This window comes from Synechococcus sp. R55.7, from assembly GCF_047461955.1.
Taxonomy (GTDB): domain Bacteria; phylum Cyanobacteriota; class Cyanobacteriia; order Thermostichales; family Thermostichaceae; genus Thermostichus.
The window spans coordinates 1-2,124 of record NZ_JANSIC010000020.1 but is presented as its reverse complement, the minus strand read 5'-3'; the positions used below and the strand labels follow the sequence as shown (position 1 = coordinate 2,124).

Annotated in this window: 1 protein-coding gene; it reads left to right on the top strand. The window is 60.1% G+C overall.

Annotated features, from left to right (window positions below):
• Positions 1-70 precede the first annotated feature (70 nt).
• On the top strand, positions 71-1,999 hold the full coding sequence (locus tag NW820_RS02030) for a S9 family peptidase (RefSeq protein WP_414406552.1): 1,929 nt from the start codon (positions 71-73) through the stop codon (positions 1,997-1,999).
• Positions 2,000-2,124: the final 125 nt, after the last annotated feature.

Genomic DNA, 2,124 nt, shown 5'->3' with positions numbered 1-2,124 from the left:
AGGCAGGGATCCCTTGCTGCCGGCATAATAGGGGTTCTGGGGTCGAGAATTAGTTGAGAGTTAACAGCTTATGGTGCAACAGGCCGGCTATGGATCTTGGCGATCCCCGATTACCGCTGACCTGGTGGTGACGGGATCCCTGCGCTTGGGACAGATGGTTTGGGATCAGGGGGATCTCTACTGGACGGAGGGCCGCCCGCAAGAAAAAGGGCGCAATGTGTTGATGCGGCGCTCTGCCGACGGGATCCTGGTGGAGCTGACACCGGCACCTTTCAATGTGCGGACACGGGTGCATGAGTATGGGGGTGGAGCTTATTGGGTGTCGGCAGGGGTAGTGTATTTTTGCAACTTCGCTGACCAACGGCTCTACCGCCTGCTGCCGGGTTCAGATCCCCAGCCCCTGACGGAAGCAGGCCCCTATCGCTATGCAGATGGGGTGGTGGATCGGGCGCGTGGACGCATCCTCTGTGTGCGGGAAGATCACAGCCGCCAGGGAGAGCCGGAAAACAGCCTTGTCTCGATTGACTTGGAAAGCGGATCCCAGCGCGTTTTGGCCTCTGGGCACAATTTCTATGCCAACCCTCGCCTCAGCCCCGATGGCCAGACCTTGGTATGGCTGACCTGGGATCACCCCCAAATGCCCTGGGACGGCACAGAGCTGTGGCGGTCTGAGGTGAACCCTGACGGCAGCTTGGGAGAACCTCAAAAGCTGGCCGGTGGCCCTGCCGAGTCGATCTTCCAGCCCCAGTGGTCACCGCAAGGGGATCTCTACTTTGTTTCCGATTGCAGCGGCTGGTGGAACCTCTATCGCTGGGATCCCCAGGGCCCCATTCCCCTCTGCCCTATGGAAGCGGAGTTTGGAGAGCCGCAGTGGGTGTTTGGCCTGAGCACCTACGGCTTCTGTGGCGATGGGCGCATCCTGGCCTGTTATGAACAAGACGGGCTGTCTCATCTGGCTTATCTGGATCCCCATTCAGGACAGTTGGCAGGGATCCCCTTGCCCTACACCCAGATCAGCGGTTTGCAGGTGAGTGGGGAAAAAGCCGCTTTCCTGGCCGGATCCCCGACGGAAGCCACTGCCTTGGTCTGCCTAGACTTACCCTCCAGCCAAGTGGAGGTGGTGGCCCGTTCCAGCAGCGTGGCGGTGGATCCCGACTATCTGTCGATCCCAGAGCCCATTGTTTTTCCCACCGGTGGCGGCAAGGAAGTGGCCTATGCTTTCTTCTATCCCCCCAAGAACCGCGACTTTGTTGCTCCCACTGGCGAAAAGCCACCCCTGCTGGTGAAAAGCCACGGCGGGCCCACCGGGGCGACGGCAGCCGTGCTCAACCTGGGGATCCAATACTGGACCAGTCGGGGGATTGCCGTTTTGGATGTGAACTACCGGGGCAGCAGCGGCTACGGACGGGCCTATCGGGATGCTCTCAAAGGCCGGTGGGGCCTGGTAGATGTGGAAGATTGCATTGCCGGAGCTCAATTTTTGGCAGAACAGGGCAAGGTGGATGGGGAACGGCTGCTCATTCAAGGGGGCAGCGCTGGCGGCTATACCACGTTGGCGGCCTTGACCTTCCACGCCGTCTTCCGAGCAGGTGCCAGCTACTACGGGGTGAGCGATCTAGAAGCCCTGGCCCAGGAGACCCACAAGTTCGAGTCTCGCTACTTGGACAGCCTCATTGGCCCCTACCCAGAGCGGCGGGATCTCTACCGGGAGCGTTCCCCCATTCATCACCTGGAGGGCCTCAATTGTCCGGTTATCTTCTTCCAAGGGTTGGAAGACGCCATCGTGCCCCCCAATCAGGCGGAGAGGATGGTGGCAGCGCTGCGGGCCAAAGGGATCCCAGTGGCCTATGTGCCCTTCGAGGGAGAGCAACACGGCTTTCGCCAGGCGGCCAACATCAAACGGGCTTTGGAGGCAGAGCTTTACTTTTATGCCCAGGTGTTGGGGTTTCCGCTGGCAGAACCTCTTGAGCCGGTTCGGATCGAGAACTTGGACACCTGATGATGACTGCTCAATGGGTCGAATAGAAAGGGATCCCGTCCCATCTATGGCCCATTGTTGCTCCACAACGCTGTCGCGACAGAGCAGCCCCTCTATGATGGACTTACCAGCCAACCCGGATGGAG